This window comes from Gilliamella sp. LMG 34359 (assembly GCF_984569085.1).
On the sequence record NZ_OZ474906.1, the window covers coordinates 3,385,596 to 3,401,623 of the forward strand.

The following is a 16,028-nucleotide window of genomic DNA, read 5'->3' on the forward strand; positions in this document are numbered from 1 at the left end:
TATTGATAATGCTTAGTCAAGGAATCATTCAAGCAGCTTACGTAATTGCTGCACTTCTTTTTATCTTTAGTTTGCGAGGACTATCAAATCAAGAATCAGCCAAATCTGGGAACATTTATGGCATGATTGGTATGGCAATTGCACTTATTGCTGCTGTAGCAAGTATAAAAGGCGGACTTCACTGGATCATCATTGCAATGATCATTGGTGCAGTTATTGGTCTCTACCTTGCTAAAAAAGTAGAAATGACTCAAATGCCAGAACTCGTTGCCCTACTCCACAGTTTTGTTGGTATGGCTGCTGTTCTTGTTGGGATAAACAGCTTTTTAGATCCACACGGGGTTCCAGCGAATGAAGTAACAATTCATTTAGTTGAAATTTTTGTAGGTGTATTTATCGGTGCAGTTACTTTCTCAGGATCAATTGTAGCCTTTGGAAAGTTAAATGGAAAAATTAGCTCAAAACCATTATCTCTCCCAAATAAACACTATCTAAATTTAGCAGCAATAGTTGTATCAGTTATCTTGATGTTTACATTTATCAAGGTTGAAACTGGCGCCGGTGCCTTAATTAGTTTACTTATCATGACAATTATTGCTCTAGTGTTTGGTTTTCACCTTGTTGCATCAATTGGTGGTGCGGATATGCCTGTTGTTATCTCAATGCTTAATTCCTATTCTGGTTGGGCGGCAGCAGCGGCAGGCTTTATGTTACAAAATGATCTTCTAATTGTAACTGGTGCGTTAGTGGGTTCTTCTGGTGCAATTCTTTCTTACATTATGTGTAAAGCAATGAATCGTTCATTTATCAGCGTAATTGCTGGTGGTTTTGGTAGCGACGGTAGTTCATCAAGCTCTTCAGAAGAAGAACAAGGTGAATACCGTGAAATGCAGCCAGCCGAAGTTGCTCAAACTTTAAAAGAAGCCCGCTCAGTAATTATTGTACCTGGTTATGGTATGGCGGTTGCTCAAGCTCAAGGTGCTGTAAGTAACATTACAGAAAAACTCCGTGGTATGGGTATAGAAGTTCGCTTTGGTATTCACCCAGTCGCAGGACGTTTACCTGGCCATATGAACGTATTATTAGCTGAAGCTAAAGTCCCTTATGATATTGTATTAGAGATGGATGAAATTAATGATGACTTCCCGGATACCGATGTTGTTTGGGTAATTGGTGCTAACGATACAGTTAACCCAGCAGCTGAAGAAGATCCAAATAGCCCTATCGCAGGTATGCCTGTTTTAGAAGTATGGAAAGCCAAAACAGTCATTATTTCTAAACGTTCAATGAATACCGGCTATGCTGGCGTGCAAAACCCACTATTCTTTAAAGAAAATAGCTATATGTTATTTGGCGATGCCAAAGATAGTGTTGAAAAAGTGTTACAAAATTTATAATAATTTTACTATTATAAATAGCTAAATGAACTGCGACTTTTGTCGCAGTTTTTTTTGAGCATTAATTTTTATTATTTGAAAATGTATCTGACAAAAAGTTAACTACAAGATGAGTAATTTCACTATGTATTTCACTTCTCTGACGAATTCCTCCATCTTTACAAATAATTCCTTCACCTTGTTTTTCTTGGTTTAATATCTCTATTGCATTAGTTTTACACATTTGGATAAAACTAAAATGCATTGCATCCGGAATAGTAATATAAGTGGTAGATGACTTTGCTAAAAATTGTTGAAGGTAGCCTGATTCAAGTTGAGCATTTGTATCATCTAGATCAACGCCGGCACCAATAATAAGAGAAGGTATTTTAATTTCTTGCAAGCTTTCAATGGTAAATCCTCTTGTCAAACCGGCATCTAAAGATATGAAAGCTTTTATTCTTGGGCCTAACATACTTTTATTCAGCTCTGAATTTGCTAAACCAAGTTCAGATAGCAAATGACACCCTTTCAAATATGAATGTATCTTACAATCCTGATTAAAGGAATTAGTCGAAAATTTAGCGCCAGAAAGCGCTATTACAGACCTACCTCCAATAGAATGCCCTATAGCGGCAATCTGATTAAAATTAACAATATTGGAAAATGTTTGATTGCCAATCAAAGCATCAATTGTTTTACTTAAATCTTGTGGACGTAACCATAGTTTAGATGATTGTTCAATATTACGATCAAATATTGTTGTTCCTGGATGGGTTGGGAGCCGCAACAATATAACCTTTTAAAGCTAGTTCATTAGCAAGCCAACTTAGATTTTGCCAACTTCCACCATAACCATGTGAAAGCAAAGCTAATGGATATTTAGTCGTACTGATTTTCGGTTCAGCATCAGGAGTAACATCATGACCATAAAAAATAGCATTTTCAGCTATAGTAACAGCGCCATGGTTATTGTTAGTAGGATACCAAACAACAATATCAAGCGGTCTGCCATCTTGGATATCATAGTGAATTCGCTTAAAACCAATATATTCTGATGCAGAACAAATAAAAGGAAAAAATAGAATAATAAATAAGTTCGTTAATCCTAAAAGGAATTTAGCCATGACATCCAACTTAATAAGGTTCTTTTTATAGTAATTTGAAATATTATAATAAGAAATAGCTTAAAGCCATGATAAAGTGAAGTGATAAACTTTATTTATAATAATTATTATAGTTAAATTCTAAATTAAAATTCGGCAATAAATTAACAACTTGAAAAAATCATTTTTTTTCAAGTTTTACTTGTTCTTTATGATAAAGGTAATAAGCCCCTCGGGAAACCATTCTAAGTTGAAAAATAAGATCTTCAATTAATTTTTGCCGTTGAATAATATCAAAATCAATAGCTTCTGCCCCGGCATTAAAAGCTATAGTAACCATGGCTTCCGCTTGTGCTTCATTATAATGATGTGGCATTTGATTAGCATTATCTAAATAATCGACCAACTCCACAATAAAGTGCTGAATTTCTCGTGCAATTGCCGATCGGAATGCTGAAGATGTTCCTGCTTTTTCTCTAAGCAATAGCAAGAACACTTTAGGATTTTTATCAATAAATTCAATGAATGTCGTTACTGATGTTCGAAGAACACTGCCACCTTTTTCAATACGCTTTCTGGCTTGGCGCAGTAATTGCCGGAGTGTTAAGCCACTTTCATCAACCATCGCTAAACCTAACTCATCCATATCTCGAAAATGTCGATAAAAGGAAGTGGCCGCGATGCCCGCTTCACGAGCAACCTCACGCAGACTAAGACTTGCAAAACCTTGTTCCGCGTTAAGTTGATTAAACGCAGCATCAATTAAACTTCGACGCGTTCTCTCTTTTTGCTGCGCTCTAACTCCACAGGTTTTAACATTTTTCATTTTTTAATTCAGCACTATAAAAAATATAAATTATTTATTCGTTTGTCCTAATAATCGTTCTTTTTCAGCAAATACTTTTGGCATATGATCTCGAATGGTTTTCGCAATTGTTTCATAACGCGCACGTAAAGGCGAACCTGGTCGATAAATTAGGGCTATACTTCGTGTTGGAACCGGATCAGTACACGGAATATAACAGATATTATCTCGAATACGTTCATTTGGAGCGGCTAATTCAGGAAATAAGGTAATTCCACGTCCTGCTGATATCATACTTCGCAATGTTTCTAAACTTGTTGCTTTAAATTGTTTATCTTCGTCAATTCCTACCTGAAAACAATACCCCATCGCATGTTCACGCAAACAATGACCATCTTCCAACATTAAAAATTTTTGACCTTTTAAACTGGAAAGTTTAACCGTTGGTTTACTGGCTAGTTCATCATTTGCCGGTACCGCTAAAAACATTGGTTCATTAAATAATGGCAGTTCAATAAATTGTGCGGTTTCTTTTACTTGAGCGATAATGGCACAATCCAATTTACCACTTTCAAGTTGAGCAACAATATTAGCGGTTTGTGCTTCATGTAGATAAAGTTCCAGTTGTGGAAAAGATTCATGTAATACGGTAATGACATGTGGTAGCAAGTAAGGTGCAATAGTTGGGATTAAGCCAATATGCATAGGACCGGACATCTCTTCACCTTGACGGCTAGCCATCTCCTTTAATATCTGAATATTACGTAAAATCTCTTTAGCTTGCTCAACAAGCATCATACCTGTTTGAGTAAATAATACTTTACGACTAGTGCGTTCAAGTAACATTACACCTAATTCATCTTCAAGCTTTCTAATTTGACCACTTAATGTTGGTTGACTAACATTACAAGCATCAGCTGCTTTACGAAAGTGCCGAAATTCAGCTAACGATACAAAATATTCCAAATCACGAATATTCATAGAGTCCCCAATAAGTTATCAGTTAAAGGTTATGTTTGCGAAATAAAAAAAATAGAGATATTAACTATTTTATTAAAATTAATTTATAAATAAGTGCAATCAAACTAATGAATCATTTAAAACAAAATTTAAAAACATATTGATTAAAATCTTATTGTTTTATTTTTCTAAATTAATCTAGCTAATTGTACTATATAAAGTACTATTGTTGATAGTTATGTTCAAAAAATCAAACAGAATATTTAATGATTGCGATGTAAAACGCACTATTCTACATGTTATAGCCTTTCTAAGAAAAATGGAAAATTAAAGTAAACTAGGATATAATCGCGCGCTAGATTACTATATAACCATATTCCTATATAACCATATTCAATAGAGGTGCGCTATTTTTAAACAAGTTTCTCGCTTTTATCGTAAAATGTTCCATCACCAAGAACGACAAGAGTCGCACTATATTTCCATCTCACGTAAAGAGCATAATATTTCTCATAAAAATATAAGCGAAAATGCGTTAAAAGTACTATATCGATTAAATAAACAAGGTTATGAAGCCTACTTAGTTGGTGGTTGTATTCGTGATCTTCTTTTAGGCAAAACACCTAAGGATTTCGATATTGCGACCAATGCGACGCCTGAACAGGTTCAAAAGATTTTCCGTAATTGTCGCTTAATTGGTCGACGTTTTCGTTTAGCGCATATTATGTTTGGTAAGGAGATAATCGAGGTTGCTACCTTTAGAGGAGAGCATGATGATCAAAGTGAACAAAAAAATATCTCAAAACGTTCACAATCGGGGATGTTATTGCGTGACAATGTCTATGGGACAATTGAACAAGATGCTGTTCGTCGTGATTTCACGATGAATGCACTTTATTATAATGTTAAAGATTATACTATTCGTGACTATTGTGGTGGCTTAAGTGATTTGCAAAATGGTATTATTCGATTAATAGGCGATCCACAGACAAGGTATCGCGAAGATCCAGTCCGGATGTTAAGAACAATCCGTTTTGCGGCAAAACTTAATATGAACATTGAGCCTGCTACTGCTGAACCAATAAAAAAACTTGCGCCATTGTTAAAGAATATTCCTTCTGCACGTCTGTTTGATGAATCGTTAAAATTATTGCAATCAGGGTACGGTTACGATACCTATATATTATTAAAACAGTTTAACTTATTTGAGCAATTGTTTCCTGTGGTTGAACGTTTATTTATACAAAATCATAATGGAAACGTGGAAAAAATAATTGCTCAAGTATTAAAAAATACAGATTATCGAATAGCCAATGAGCAACGTGTCAATCCTGCTTATTTATATGCTGTATTTTTTTGGTACCCAATTATAGAACAGACGCAATTAAACTGCATAGAAAGCGGTTTGCAATATTATGACTCTTTTTCAATGGCAATTAATGATATATTAAGTGAGCAATGCCGCATCATTGCTATACCAAAGCGTTTAACCGCAGTAATGAGTGATATTTGGCGCTTACAATTGCGAATGAAAAAACGTGAAGGAAAACGTGCTTTTGTCATTTTAGAACACCAAAAATTCCGTGCAGCTTATGATTTATTAGAAATGCGTGCTTCAGTTGAAAAAGGTGAACTTTTAGATTTAGCTAAATGGTGGGATGAATTTCAACATGTATCATCTGAAAGGAAAATTGCCATGGTAAAACAACTTGGTAAATCCAATAAGCGATTTACTAAACGCTAATTTTTTCATTCGCACTTTTATAAATAACCGCTATAATGTTGAAATAAAATAATCATAATTAAACTCAGATCATTAATGAAAAAATTACCGCTTTCTCGTATTGCTATAGCTGTTACACTTTCCTTATACAATTATAGCAACCAAAGTTACGCAATAGGCTTACCATCAAATGACGCTACCAATCCGCAGTGTCTTATTGATGCACCAAGATTTGATCGACCAATTGTTCGTGAAGATATCAATCAATTACCAATTAATACTGAAGCAGATGAATTTGAGACAGTTCGCACCAATCTGGCGACTTATACGGGTCATGTCAATGTTACTCAAGGTAATCGCTCTGTTCTATCGGATAAAGTAACTATTGATTCTAATGATGCAAATAATCGAATGGCGATATTAGATGGCAATATCACTTATCAAGATAATTTGATACAAGCAAAAGGTGACCATGCCTTAATAAATCTTAATAATTATGATTCCAGTATGAATCCAAGTGAATACCATTTAGTTAATAAGCTTGGACGTGGTAGCGCTGATGAAGTTAAACTTGAAAAGAATCGCTATATAATTCTTAAAAATGGTAGTTATACTTCCTGTCCAATAGGTGATAATGCGTGGAGTATCAAAGGGTCAACCATTATCCATGACAATGAAGAACAATTATTAGAAATTTGGAACGCGGTATTTAGAATAGAAAAAGTTCCTGTTCTCTATTCGCCTTATTTACAAATGCCAACTGGTAATAAAAGACGTTCAGGGTTATTAATACCTAATTTTGGTTATGATAGCGTCGATGGTATAGATTTTTCATTACCTTATTATTGGAACATCGCCCCGAATTATGATGCAACAATAACACCAAGAATCTTACAACATCGTGGCGTACAACTACAAACCGAATTTCGCTACCTAAATCAACTAGGGCTAGGGACTTTCTCTTTTGACTGGTTACAACATGATAGTCAATACAGTGAAGATAAGAAAAAAACCACCAACGGTAATAAATATGATAATAATCATAATCGATGGTTATTCTATTGGAAAAACGATGAGTTAATTAACTATAATTGGCGTTTTATAGCTGATGTGACTCGAGTGAGTGACAACCAATATTTAACCGATCTCAATTCTAAATATGCTTCTCAAACAGCTGGATATTTAACTCAGCATTATAAAGTTGCTTATAACGATGAAAATTGGGATATCGCTTTAGGTTACAAACACTTTCAACCATTTCATTATGATATTCTTTACCAGACTCAGCCACAATTAGATATCAACTACTACAATTATGATCTAGGGCCATTAAAATTTAAGACATTCTCTCAATTGTCACATTTTATTAATTCCACAGACAATGAACCTGAAGCTTGGCGAGCCCATATTGAACCAACGGTTAGTTATACTGCGAATAATTCTTGGGCAAATTTATCTGCTGAAACAGGATTTATGGCAACCCATTACAACCAGAAAAATATATTTAAATATAATACGGAACATGAAAGCCAAGGAATAAAATTAGACCGTAATGTAAATCGTTTTATACCTAAATTTAATATTGATGGTAAAGTTATTTTTGAAAGAGATGTCGACTTAATTGATGGTTATAGCCAAACACTTGAACCAAGGGTGAAATATACTTATATTCCTTATCGCAATCAATCAAATATTAGAAGTTATGATTCAACACTTTTACAGGCTGATTATATTGGTTTATTTAGAGATCAGACTTATAGTGGCTTAGACCGTATTGCATCGACCAATAAACTTGCCAGTGGTATCACGACACGTTTTTATGACAGTAATAAAATTGAAAAATTTAATATGTCTATAGGACAAATAACTTACTTCACTAAATCGAAAACGGGTGATCATAATAATGATTTAGATAAAAATTCTGATACCGGTAGTGTTACTTGGGCAACCGACAATTTCTGGCGAATTAGTGATGATATTATTTTCCGCAGTGGCCTTCAATACGATACGCGTATCGATACTATCTCACTGGCCAATACAACGTTTGAATTTCGACCGTCGAGTGATAAATTAATCCAATTATCTTATCGTTATGCTAATCGAGATTATATTGATACGGTAGACGATAGATATAAATACTCCGCATATAAAGGTTATAAACAAGATCTGTCTCAAGCTGGAATTATGGCTAGTTGGCCACTATCTGAAAAATTTAGTGCTGTGGGTTCTTACTATTATGATATGAAACGAAAGCAAATTTCAGATAGTTTCATTGGCATAAATTACAATGATTGTTGTTGGGGGGTGACCGTACAATATGGTCGTAAATTAATTGATTGGGACAATATGGCACAAATAAGTAAATATAAAAATAAACTTTCAATTATCTTTGAACTTAAAGGATTAGGAAATAATCGAGATACAAAGGCCAAGATGTTAAACTTTGGCAAATTACCTTATACAACAACATTTGAATAAACGTACTAATAAATTTATTAAGATAAATTCAAAATCGCCACAACATAATGAGTTGATTAAATATGAAATTATTAAAACTTTTTATTGCATTAAACTTGGGTGTTAATTTAATGCTTTTTACACCTCTTTCAGCAAATGCAGCACCGAAAGTGGTAGAACAAGTTGCTGCTGTTGTTAATAATAACGTCATTTTAGAAAGTGATGTCAGTGACATGCTAAAAACCATTAAAGCCAGTAGCGATCCTAGTTCTTTACCCAATGATAAAATACTTAGACAGCAAATTATTGATCGTCTAATTATTGAAAAACTTATTTTACAAAGAGCAGCTAAAGCTAAAATTACCATTAGTGAAGATCAAGTTACCGCAGCAATCGAGAATATTGCTGATGAAAATGGTATGACAATAGATGAACTAAGAAGCCGATTATCAACAATGGGAATGAGTTATAGTACATATCGGGATCGAATTCATAATGATATGCTAATTGAACAAGCGCGTTTACATGAAGTTAGAAACCGAATCCAAATCTCGGATAGAGAAGTAGAAAATTTATCTAAAACAATAACTAGTCAACCAACCAGAAATATTGATGTCAAAGTAAGTCATATCTTAATTGCTATTCCGGAAACGGCTTCGAAACAACAAATTGACAATGCTACCAACAAAGCTATAGATATCATCAACCGAGCTAAAAAGGGTGAAAATTTTGCTAAATTAGCAGCCTCTTTTTCTAATGATGACCTCGCCTTAAAAGGCGGTGCTATGGGATGGAAAAAGATAAATGAGTTACCGACAATTTTTGAAGAACGACTTATTCGCGCACCAAAAGGAAGCGTTATAGGACCAATCCGTTCAGGTGTTGGACTGCATATATTAAAAGTGGACGATACTCGTGCTGAAGCACCACAAAAAATCACACTTCAAGAAGTTAATGCGCGCCATATTTTAATTAAAACCAATGTATTAGTAACCGATCAAATAGCTAAACAAAAACTCAACGATCTTCGTAAAGCTATCATCAGCGGGACAACAACGTTTGCGGCGGCGGCAAAAGCCAATTCTGAAGATACCGGCTCAAAAGATAGTGGCGGTAATTTAGGTTGGAATAGACCTGAAATTTATGATAATGGATTTAGAATTGGATTATTAAAATTGAAAAAAGGTGAAATCAGTCAACCTATAAAATCATCTTATGGCTGGCATTTAATCCAACTAATTGATACAAGGCAGACTGACGGTACTAATTTAGCGAAAAAAGATCAAGCTTATCGACTTATTTTCAATCGTAAATTCGCTGAAGAAGCACAAGTTTGGGTTCAAGAGTTAAAAGGTGATGCATATATCAAAATTACAGGTGAAGGCAAGAATGAATAATCGTGTTCATCAAGGGCATTTTGCTCGTAAACGATTTGGTCAAAACTTTCTACACGATAATTATATTATTGAAAGTATTGTAGCCGCCATACAACCCAAACAAGGTGAGGCCTTAGTCGAAATAGGTCCTGGGCTTGCCGCATTGACAGTACCTGTTAGTAAATTAGTCGATCATCTTACGGTGATTGAAATTGATAGAGATTTAGCTAGTCGATTAGTTGAAAATCCTTTTTTACAAAATAAAATCAGTGTAATTGAGCAAGATGCATTAAACTTTGATTTTAATCAGTTATCCGATACATTAGGTCAGCCATTAAGGGTGTTTGGTAATTTACCTTATAATATTTCAACACCATTGATGTTTCATTTATTTGAATATGCTCCGATCATCACTGATATGCATTTTATGTTACAAAAAGAGGTAGTTAAACGTTTAGTTGCTGCGCCTAATAGTAAAGATTATGGTCGCTTAAGTGTCATGGCACAATACTACTGTCAAATTATTCCTGTTTTAGAAGTACCACCTACTTCTTTTAAACCAGCACCTAAGGTTGATTCAGCTGTAGTTAAACTAATACCTTACAAACAAAAACCATATTTAGTTAATGATATTAAAGTGCTGTCACGTATTACTACTGAAGCATTTAATCAAAGACGTAAAACCATTCGCAATAGCTTAGGTAATTTATTTACGGTTGAGCAAATTAGTGAACTTGGTATTGATCCAAATTTACGCGCCGAAAATTTGACGGTAGAACAGTATTGCCTATTAACAAACGCTTGGAAATAACCTTATGGCAAACCTTATAATTGGTGATATTCATGGTTGTTATGATGAATTAATGCGACTACTTGAAAAAGCAAGTTTTTCGTCATCAGATACCTTATGGTTAACTGGCGATTTAGTTGCTAGAGGACCAAAATCACTTGAAGTTATTAGATTTGTAAAACATAACAGTGCACAAATTAGGTTGGTTTTAGGTAATCATGACTTACATCTATTATCGATTTATGCCAATGTTTCACTATCGAAAAAGAAAGATAATCTTGACGAACTTATCCGTGCCGAGGATTTCGATGAATTAATGAATTGGTTACGCAAACAACCATTAATTCAAATAGATGAAAAATTAAAGCTAATTATGACGCATGCCGGAATTTCGCCCCAATGGGATCTTGAAACATTAAAAAAATGTGCTCTTGATCTCCATGTGGTGTTAAGCAGTGACTCATATCCCCTTTTTCTCGACAAAATGTATGGCAATTTTCCTGATGAGTGGTCAGCAGAGTTACAAGGATTAGACCGATTACGTTATATTGCCAATGCATTAACTCGAATGCGTTATTGTTACGAAGATGGAAGGCTTGATTTTTACTGTAAAAATCAACCAGATGAAGCACCTTCAAAATTAAAACCTTGGTTTACATTACCCAGTAAAATTCCTGCAAAATATAGTATTGCTTTCGGCCACTGGGCTGCACTAAATGGCAAAGGTACTCCTGAAAATATTTATGCACTCGATACAGGATGTTGCTGGGGTGGAAAATTGACCTGTTTGCGTTTTGAAGATAAAAAATACTTCAAAAAGAAAAATATGAATACTAAAAATTAAAAATAAAAAAACAATTTAAGGGTTATTATATTATGTCTGTACTATCTGTTATTAAATCAATTTGGAAAGTTATCAACTTAATCAGAGAAATTTTTCTTAACCTTGTTTTTTTAGTTATTATCCTTCTGATTTTTAGTGGTATTGCCTTAATTAAAGAATCACAAAAACAAGACATAATACCTCAGTATGGTACATTAGTTATGGATCTTGAAGGGGTGGTTGTTGATAATTCGCTTTATAGTGATGAGATGTACCAATTACAAAATAAAATATATGGTAAAAGAGTAAATCTATCACGTGAAAATAGTTTATTCGATTTAGTGCAGAAGATATCACAAGCGACATCTGATCCAAATATTAACAATATGGTGCTAAAATTAGACAATTTTGTTGGTGCAGATATGAGCACTTTGCAATATATTGGTAAATATTTAGATAAATTTAAAGCAGCAAATAAACCTATTTACGCTATTGGTTCCAACTTCAACCAAAGCCAATATTATTTGGCTAGCTATGCCAATAAAATTTATCTCACCCCATTAGGGGCTGTTAATGTATTTGGATTATCAGCAAATAATTTATACTACAAAACATTATTAGATAATTTAAAGATTAACACCCATGTTTTCCGTGTTGGAACTTACAAATCAGCTATTGAACCATTCATCCGAGATAATATGTCAGATGAGGCGAGAAGTAATGCTTCTCGATGGTTGAATTTAATGTGGAATAACTACCTGAATGACATTTCCGCAGAGCGAAAGAAAGCAGCAACACAATTAGTCCCTCCAGCCGATAAAATGTTATCAGAACTAAAATCGGTTAACGGCAATATGGCTCAATATGCTTTAGCGAATGGGTTAATTGATGCGATAACTTCTGAATTTGATTTTGAACTCGACGTTAAAATAAAACACAAAGTCAGCATATACAATTATCAGCTTAAGAACGAAGTCGAAGAATCAAATAAAGAGCCCAAAATTGCTGTTGTATTCGTAAATGGCACCATTACCGATGGTGCTAATAATAGTAATATAGCCGGTAGCCAAGATATTGTTAAACAACTAAGAGATATTCGCAAGAACTTAAATAAAAACAACATACAAGCTGTGGTACTTAGAGTAAATAGCCCGGGAGGAAGCGTTGATGCTTCCGAAGCAATTCGTAGTGAATTAGAGACTTTACATCGATACCAGATCCCTATCGTTGTTTCGATGGGTGGAATGGCTGCTTCAGGTGGATACTGGATATCAACCGCTTCTGATTATATCGTTGCTAGCCCAAATACGATTACGGGTTCAATTGGAATTTTTGGCATTATACCAACTTTTGAAAATTCACTTTCACATATCGGGGTTTATAATGATGGTGTTTCAACATCTCCATTGGCAAATAGTAGCTTAACACAAAGTTTATCTGCTGAAATGGAACAATTTATCCAAATGAATATTGATAGTGGTTACAGTACTTTTATCTCTTTAGTTGCAAAAAACCGTAAGATGACGATGGAACAAGTCGATCAAATAGCTCAAGGCCAAGTTTGGTTAGGCTCCGAAGCAAGTAAAAATGGCTTAGTGGATAAGTTAGGTGATTTTGATGATGCTATTGATATGGCTGCAGAATTAGCCAATATTTCTGATTACCAAATAGATTGGCAAAAACCGGAAGGAAGTTGGTTCAATGCGCTTTATTCAGATATGATTGCAATGATGCCAAAATCAACAGCTGAGGTATTTTTTGAACAGATCCCAGAAGTTAAACACATCAAACAACAAATATCAGTATGGGATAAATTCAAAGATGCACAAAACCGTTATATATACTGTTTAAATTGTGCCGATATTAGATAATAAAAAATCCACCTCAAAGGTGGATTTTTTTTATTTTTTTGTCTGGAAAAAATAACGCATATTATCCATAGCCATTTGAATCGTTTTATAATTAGGCGTCTCATCTACTTGATTATTATGACTATCATAATAATGGCTAATACCAAGACGATTAACAACATAGATGTTATCTTTGGTTCGAACAGCATAAGAACTATAATTCGACATTAATAACCAATCTCGATCTAATATCGGGCTAAACAAATCATAGCCTGTCGAGTAATCACTAATATCATTTTCGACATGTAAATAATGCCGCATTATTGTTGGTACTACATCTTCATGGCTAGTAAATTTATTTATATTATCGCTCATGTGTTGAAGATCTTTCGCCCCAACAATAATAAAAGGAACTTTAGTTTGTGCATCAGTGTAGTTACCATTATGCCCCCAAAAACCTAATTTATTATCATTCATTTCTTGTGAATGGTCACCGGTAATAATAATCAAGGTATTATCTAATGAACCAGACTGTTTGAGTTCATCATAGACTTTTTGCAGTAAAAAATCATCATAATAGACACTTTGTTTATAGCGATTAAAAATTAGTTCAGGATCGGTATCATTACTTAATGTCATGTAATTAAGTTCACCAACAGGTTGGAATTTTATGTCAAAGTTATTAGGAAAATCATAAGCATGTGGAGCATCATAAAATAAGAATGAAAAACTCGGTTTAGATTGATCTCTAGTTTTATACCAATTTAGCCAATCCTCCGTTAGCTGTTTATCCCGACTCGATGCTTTACCGTCTCTACTACTAATTCTTAAATTTTTGATAGTCAAAAATGCAGTACGATCAAATTCAGGGGCAGTAACTTTGGCTGAAGTAAAGATACCAATATTATAATTTTCTTTTTGCAAAGTGGTTATAAATAACGATGGGATCCGATTTCTTAAAAAAGCATCCCAATACGTGCCGGGAATACCATAAAAAAGTCCAAAAATACCAGTTCTAGTTGCATTGCCTGTTGAATAATGATTATTGAAAATTATTCCATTATTCTGTTGTACAAAATTGTAGGTATTAGGAGAAATTTGTTGACTAAAAGTATCATACCGCCAAGAATCTAAAACAATAAACATGATATTTGGTGTTGTTTTATTACTAGGATTAACTAAAAGTTCATTTTTAGGATAATGGATAGTGGCGTGTAGGTTATCCTTTTCAAGGAATGTTTTATGTTGACCGGATTTATCAAAAAATCCCATTATCTTTTTTGAGGTAAATGGACGATATAATGGAATATATTCTTTAACAATCATAATGGAAGAATAACCATAATAAAATGCCACCATATGGACCAGATGACTAATAAAAAAACTACTTAGAAGAAATAGAGTCGAAATGACTAATGTTTTAGAACGAACATTGCGTTGGTTAAACTTTTTATCTAACAGATAAATAATCAAATATTCTATCCCAAAAGATACCAGTATTAATAAAAACATTAAAACATAAGTGATAGTTGAAAAATCGACAACTTGCCCGGAAAAAACCATTGAGAGTACCGACTCATTAATATGAAATCGATATTGTTGGAAGACAATAGTGTCAATGTACAATACAATTTGTAATAAACTAAATATAATTGCTAGACAGCTATTACTTAAAACTCTTTTCATGCAAATGAGAGGAATACATAAAATGAAAAGTAATAAATAAATCGAGAAAAAATGCCCTAATACGGCAAATAGCGAAAAAAGCCCACCATCCCAACTAAACGATGCACCAGGTACCCAAAAATATCGGATAGCAATAATAGATGAAATAAAAATATTTACTAACACGAACGAATAGAGTTTTTTCATAGAGATCCATCGATAAAAGAGATTTAAAAGCTTTTAATAATAGCAATTTTTCTATTTAAAATTGCTACTTTCCTTAAAATTTTTAACAAAAAAAGATAAATATGTAGAGCTTAATATAAATTTAACAAAAAGGGCTCTTTGCAGAGCCCTTTGTAAATATAATGATCGGTTGGTTATCTACGATCTGCGAATATTCGTAGTAACATAATAAATAAATTGATAAAGTCGAGATAGAGTGTTAATGCACCTAATATCACATAACGTCTAAACATATTTTGATCATCTTGTGATAAGTTGACACCAAATTCTTTAAGTTTTTGCGTATCATAAGCGGTTAATCCGGCAAAAACAAAAACACCAATATAGGTTATAGCCCACATTAGAGGTGCACTTTGCAAAAATATATTAACTAGGGAGGCGATAACAATACCAATTAATCCCATGAATAAAAAGCTACCTAAACCAGATAAATTACGTTTAGTGGTATAGCCATAAACCGCTAATGCACTAAACATTCCAGCAGTTATAAAAAAGACACTGGCAATGGAAGACGACGTATAATATTTAAAATATATAGAAAAAGTTAAACCATTTATCACGGAATAAAGCATAAATAAAGTGGTTGCTGTAGAACCAGATAAACGGTTAATCATTCCTGAAATAGCAAAAACTAAGCCAATTTCGGCAATCAAAAGCACCCACATTATACGTGCTAAAAACATAATAAGTTGATCATTATTTGATGCAAACCAAGCAACGAATGCAGTTAAAAGTAAACCAACAGCCATCCATCCATACACATGACTCATATATGTTTGGATGCGACTACCAGTCTGTTCTATAATTGAATCATTCGGGTTATAACTAGACATATCCTTCCTCTTATAAAA

General features: G+C 33.7%; 13 protein-coding genes. 7 read left to right on the plus strand and 6 right to left on the minus strand.

The annotated features are described in order from the left end of the window. The first annotated feature begins 8 nt into the window (after positions 1 to 8). Positions 9 to 1,397: a Re/Si-specific NAD(P)(+) transhydrogenase subunit beta gene (gene pntB, locus AC5LXV_RS15450; protein ID WP_493445364.1), complete on the plus strand. Its 1,389-nt coding sequence runs from the start codon at positions 9 to 11 to the stop codon at positions 1,395 to 1,397. A 61-nt stretch (positions 1,398 to 1,458) separates the two neighbouring features. Here pntB and AC5LXV_RS15455 read toward each other — a convergent pair whose 3' ends face one another. The 4 genes from AC5LXV_RS15455 to oxyR all read right to left on the minus strand — a co-directional run bounded on the left by AC5LXV_RS15455 (position 1,459) and on the right by oxyR (position 4,268). Beyond that, positions 1,459 to 2,166, minus strand: a complete 708-nt coding sequence (locus tag AC5LXV_RS15455) for an alpha/beta hydrolase family protein (RefSeq protein WP_493466954.1) — start codon at positions 2,164 to 2,166, stop codon at positions 1,459 to 1,461. Further along, the gene (locus tag AC5LXV_RS15460) at positions 2,129 to 2,503 is read right to left on the minus strand and encodes an alpha/beta hydrolase (protein WP_493466955.1); all 375 of its coding nucleotides are present in this window, start codon (positions 2,501 to 2,503) and stop codon (positions 2,129 to 2,131) included. The genes AC5LXV_RS15455 and AC5LXV_RS15460 overlap by 38 nt, the downstream gene beginning before the upstream one ends. Before the next feature lie 160 nt (positions 2,504 to 2,663). Beyond that, a complete protein-coding gene (fabR, locus tag AC5LXV_RS15465; RefSeq protein ID WP_110422652.1) occupies positions 2,664 to 3,308 on the minus strand; it encodes an HTH-type transcriptional repressor FabR in 645 nt (214 codons plus the stop codon). Positions 3,309 to 3,338: 30 nt separating this feature from the next. Beyond that, positions 3,339 to 4,268 carry a DNA-binding transcriptional regulator OxyR gene (gene oxyR / locus AC5LXV_RS15470; RefSeq protein WP_493445366.1) on the minus strand — a complete coding sequence of 310 codons (930 nt, stop codon included), beginning with the start codon at positions 4,266 to 4,268 and terminating at the stop codon, positions 3,339 to 3,341. 421 nt (positions 4,269 to 4,689) lie between these two features. Between oxyR and pcnB the strand changes: the two genes are divergently transcribed. The 6 genes from pcnB to sppA all read left to right on the plus strand — a co-directional run bounded on the left by pcnB (position 4,690) and on the right by sppA (position 13,287). Continuing rightward, complete coding sequence (gene pcnB, locus AC5LXV_RS15475; protein ID WP_493466956.1) at positions 4,690 to 5,991, plus strand: polynucleotide adenylyltransferase PcnB; 1,302 nt, start codon at positions 4,690 to 4,692, stop codon at positions 5,989 to 5,991. Positions 5,992 to 6,066: 75 nt separating this feature from the next. Next, the gene (gene lptD / locus AC5LXV_RS15480) at positions 6,067 to 8,448 is read left to right on the plus strand and encodes an LPS assembly protein LptD (RefSeq protein ID WP_493466957.1); all 2,382 of its coding nucleotides are present in this window, start codon (positions 6,067 to 6,069) and stop codon (positions 8,446 to 8,448) included. Positions 8,449 to 8,510: 62 nt separating this feature from the next. Then, the gene (gene surA / locus AC5LXV_RS15485; RefSeq protein WP_493466958.1) at positions 8,511 to 9,824 is read left to right on the plus strand and encodes a peptidylprolyl isomerase SurA; all 1,314 of its coding nucleotides are present in this window, start codon (positions 8,511 to 8,513) and stop codon (positions 9,822 to 9,824) included. After that, positions 9,817 to 10,614, plus strand: a complete 798-nt coding sequence (gene rsmA, locus AC5LXV_RS15490) for a 16S rRNA (adenine(1518)-N(6)/adenine(1519)-N(6))-dimethyltransferase RsmA (protein ID WP_110432628.1) — start codon at positions 9,817 to 9,819, stop codon at positions 10,612 to 10,614. Before surA ends, rsmA begins: the two co-directional genes overlap by 8 nt. Before the next feature lie 4 nt (positions 10,615 to 10,618). Next, positions 10,619 to 11,437 carry a bis(5'-nucleosyl)-tetraphosphatase (symmetrical) ApaH gene (apaH, locus tag AC5LXV_RS15495; RefSeq protein WP_493466959.1) on the plus strand — a complete coding sequence of 273 codons (819 nt, stop codon included), beginning with the start codon at positions 10,619 to 10,621 and terminating at the stop codon, positions 11,435 to 11,437. 32 nt (positions 11,438 to 11,469) lie between these two features. Next, positions 11,470 to 13,287, plus strand: a complete 1,818-nt coding sequence (sppA, locus tag AC5LXV_RS15500) for a signal peptide peptidase SppA (RefSeq protein WP_493466960.1) — start codon at positions 11,470 to 11,472, stop codon at positions 13,285 to 13,287. A 30-nt stretch (positions 13,288 to 13,317) separates the two neighbouring features. On the opposite strand, the gene AC5LXV_RS15505 is transcribed toward sppA, so the two are convergent. Together AC5LXV_RS15505 and AC5LXV_RS15510 are read right to left on the minus strand one after the other, a co-directional pair. After that, entirely contained in the window at positions 13,318 to 15,138 is a 1,821-nt protein-coding gene (locus AC5LXV_RS15505) for a DUF3413 domain-containing protein (protein ID WP_493466961.1), read from the minus strand. Positions 15,139 to 15,311: 173 nt separating this feature from the next. Then, on the minus strand, positions 15,312 to 16,010 hold the full coding sequence (locus AC5LXV_RS15510) for a Bax inhibitor-1/YccA family protein (RefSeq protein ID WP_493466962.1): 699 nt from the start codon (positions 16,008 to 16,010) through the stop codon (positions 15,312 to 15,314). Between the last annotated feature and the right edge of the window lie 18 nt (positions 16,011 to 16,028).

Excerpts from the sequence above, each read along its gene's own strand:
- pntB (WP_493445364.1), top strand. The coding sequence starts at position 9 with ATGCTTAGTCAAGGAATCATTCAAGCAGCTTACGTAATTGCTGCACTT.
- AC5LXV_RS15460 (WP_493466955.1), bottom strand. The coding sequence starts at position 2,503 with ATGGCTAAATTCCTTTTAGGATTAACGAACTTATTTATTATTCTATTT.
- fabR (WP_110422652.1), bottom strand. The coding sequence starts at position 3,308 with ATGAAAAATGTTAAAACCTGTGGAGTTAGAGCGCAGCAAAAAGAGAGA.
- oxyR (WP_493445366.1), bottom strand. The coding sequence starts at position 4,268 with ATGAATATTCGTGATTTGGAATATTTTGTATCGTTAGCTGAATTTCGG.
- pcnB (WP_493466956.1), top strand. The coding sequence starts at position 4,690 with ATGTTCCATCACCAAGAACGACAAGAGTCGCACTATATTTCCATCTCA.
- lptD (WP_493466957.1), top strand. The coding sequence starts at position 6,067 with ATGAAAAAATTACCGCTTTCTCGTATTGCTATAGCTGTTACACTTTCC.
- surA (WP_493466958.1), top strand. The coding sequence starts at position 8,511 with ATGAAATTATTAAAACTTTTTATTGCATTAAACTTGGGTGTTAATTTA.
- rsmA (WP_110432628.1), top strand. The coding sequence starts at position 9,817 with ATGAATAATCGTGTTCATCAAGGGCATTTTGCTCGTAAACGATTTGGT.
- apaH (WP_493466959.1), top strand. The coding sequence starts at position 10,619 with ATGGCAAACCTTATAATTGGTGATATTCATGGTTGTTATGATGAATTA.
- sppA (WP_493466960.1), top strand. The coding sequence starts at position 11,470 with ATGTCTGTACTATCTGTTATTAAATCAATTTGGAAAGTTATCAACTTA.
- AC5LXV_RS15505 (WP_493466961.1), bottom strand. The coding sequence starts at position 15,138 with ATGAAAAAACTCTATTCGTTCGTGTTAGTAAATATTTTTATTTCATCT.
- AC5LXV_RS15510 (WP_493466962.1), bottom strand. The coding sequence starts at position 16,010 with ATGTCTAGTTATAACCCGAATGATTCAATTATAGAACAGACTGGTAGT.